The sequence below is a fragment of the Leptolyngbya sp. FACHB-36 genome, from assembly GCF_014695955.1.
GTDB lineage: Bacteria > Cyanobacteriota > Cyanobacteriia > Leptolyngbyales > Leptolyngbyaceae > FACHB-36.
In genome coordinates this window covers 1-2,182 of the sequence record NZ_JACJPG010000081.1, presented here as the reverse complement: position 1 = coordinate 2,182, position 2,182 = coordinate 1, and the positions used below count along the sequence as shown (strand labels likewise).

2 protein-coding genes are annotated in these 2,182 nt (G+C 54.0%); both read left to right on the top strand.

Annotated features, from left to right (window positions below; translation table 11 throughout):
• Nucleotides 1–1,227: site-2 protease family protein (locus tag H6F43_RS01160; RefSeq protein ID WP_190340195.1), on the top strand; the 1,227-nt coding region annotated here is incomplete at its 5' end.
• 81 nt (nt 1,228–1,308) lie between these two features.
• Nucleotides 1,309–2,061 (top strand): Uma2 family endonuclease, encoded by a 753-nt coding sequence (locus H6F43_RS01155; RefSeq protein WP_190340194.1) that lies wholly within the window; start codon nt 1,309–1,311, stop codon nt 2,059–2,061.
• Nucleotides 2,062–2,182 lie beyond the last annotated feature (121 nt).

The following is a 2,182-nucleotide window of genomic DNA, read 5'->3' as shown; positions in this document are numbered from 1 at the left end:
CCTGCTCAGACCACAGAAGGAACCGCAACGCCCTCTGTCGATCCGGCAGCGCTACGCCCGATCGACAAAGCCGAAGAAACGCAGCTCCAAAACTGCTTTCCCTGGTCGGTCTACTACCTACAAAACATTGAGTACCGCCCACAAGCTGTTATTTGTCGTGGACAGCTACGCAGCAAGCCCGAAGTTGCCTACCAAACGATTCGGGAGAATGTGGAAGAGGTGTTTGGCGATCGCTTCTACGTGGTCTTTCAAGAAGGTGCCAGCGGGAAGCCCTTTTTTGCGTTGGTAACGAACCCACGCTCTGAGAGTGCAGCAACGGGCGATCGCAAATTCACGAAAGGGCGGGAAAAAGTGACTCGTCCGGGGATTGCCTTGGGGCTGTTAGCGGTTACATTTTTTACGACAACCCTGGCCTGGCTGGAGCTGATGGATAAACCCGTGCAGTTTTCGCCCGCTAATCTAGCGTTGGGTCTTCCCTACTCGCTAGCGCTCATGTCGATTTTGGGTCTCCACGAGTTAGGACACTACTTAACGGCGCGGCGCTATCAGATTCAGGCGACGCTGCCCTATTTTATTCCTGTGATTCCCATGTCCCTGTTTCCCTTCGGCACCTTTGGGGCATTTATTCAGATCCGATCGCCCATTCCAAACCGTCGATCGCTATTCGATGTCGGGCTATCGGGTCCGCTTTCTGGCTTTATTGTGGCGCTGCCGCTGCTGCTGTGGGGCTTGGCGCACTCCTCGATCGTGCCACTGCCGCCCAAGCCTCAAGCGTTTAATTTTCAAGCCCTCGACCCGAGTTTCTCGCTGCTGCTGACTTTGCTCAGCAAGCTGGTATTGGGGACTGGGCTGACAGCGGAAACGGCGATTAATTTACATCCGGTTGCCGTTGCAAGCTGTTTGGGGCTTGTTGTGACAGCGTTTAACCTCATGCCTGTCGGTCAGCTGGATGGTGGACACATTGTGCATGCGATGTTTGGACAGCGTACTGGAGCCGCGATCGGTCAGGTTGCCCGGTTGCTGCTGCTGCTGCTGTCGTTTGCCCAACCGCATTTACTACTGTGGGCGATTCTGCTGTTCCTGATGCCTGCCAGCGATGAACCTGCCTTGAATGACGTGACGGAGTTGGATAATCGTCGCGATCTGTGGGGCTTGCTGGCGCTGGCAGTGCTGCTGTTGATCATCTTGCCAACGCCCGGATTTATTGCAAGCTGGCTAAACGTTTAGCGACTAGTTTGAACTCCGCTGCGCTCAGCGTTTACCGTTTTGCGCCGTGATAGGTTAGAGGTGTTGCCTTGAGGTCGAGGTATGTTCCAGCTACAGCCGTCCTCCGTAGAGAGTGCTTACCCCGAAAGCGACGGCAAACCCATGGCAGACAACACGAAACAGTTTCGCTGGATTGTGGTGATCCAGCAGAATCTAGACTGGCTGTTTGCCCATGATCCGGCTGTTTTTGTAGCAGGAGATTTGCTCTGGTATCCCGTAGAAGGCAATCGAACTATCTGCACGGCACCCGATATCATGGTGGCATTTGGCAGACCAAAAGGCGATCGCGGCTCCTACAAACAGTGGGAAGAAGGCAACCTTCCGCCTCAGGTTGTATTTGAGATTCGCTCCCCTAGCAATACCGATGCAGAAATGAGCCGCAAGCTGCTGTTTTACGATCGCTATGGCGTAGATGAGTATTATCTTTACGATCCTGATACGAATCAATTTAACGGCTGGGTGAGGAGCGATCCATCTCTAGAAATGATTGAATCAGTTGCGGGTTGGATCAGCCCACGGTTGAACGTTCGATTTGAGCGATCAGACGAAGAGCTACAAATTTACCGTCTGGATGGCAAGCGCTTTCTTAGCTATGCCGAAATTGCAGGACAAGCGCAGCAGGTAGAACAGCAGCTTGCACAAGAGCGTCAGCGTGTGGAACAGGAACGCCAGCGCGCCGAGCAAGAGCGCCAACATGCCGAACAAGAACGTCAGCGTGCGGAACAGGAGCGTCAGCGTGCCGATCGACTTGCTGAGCAGCTGCGATCTCTGGGCATTGATCCTGAGCAGCGTTGATAGGGATTTGCCCCAAGCTGCCATTCAGGGAGTGCTCTAGCTCGATCGGTTCGGTTTGACGGTGGCAAGTCCAGTAATCAGATAGGCGATACTGGCTGACCCGTCAGACTAAAGGCACGAG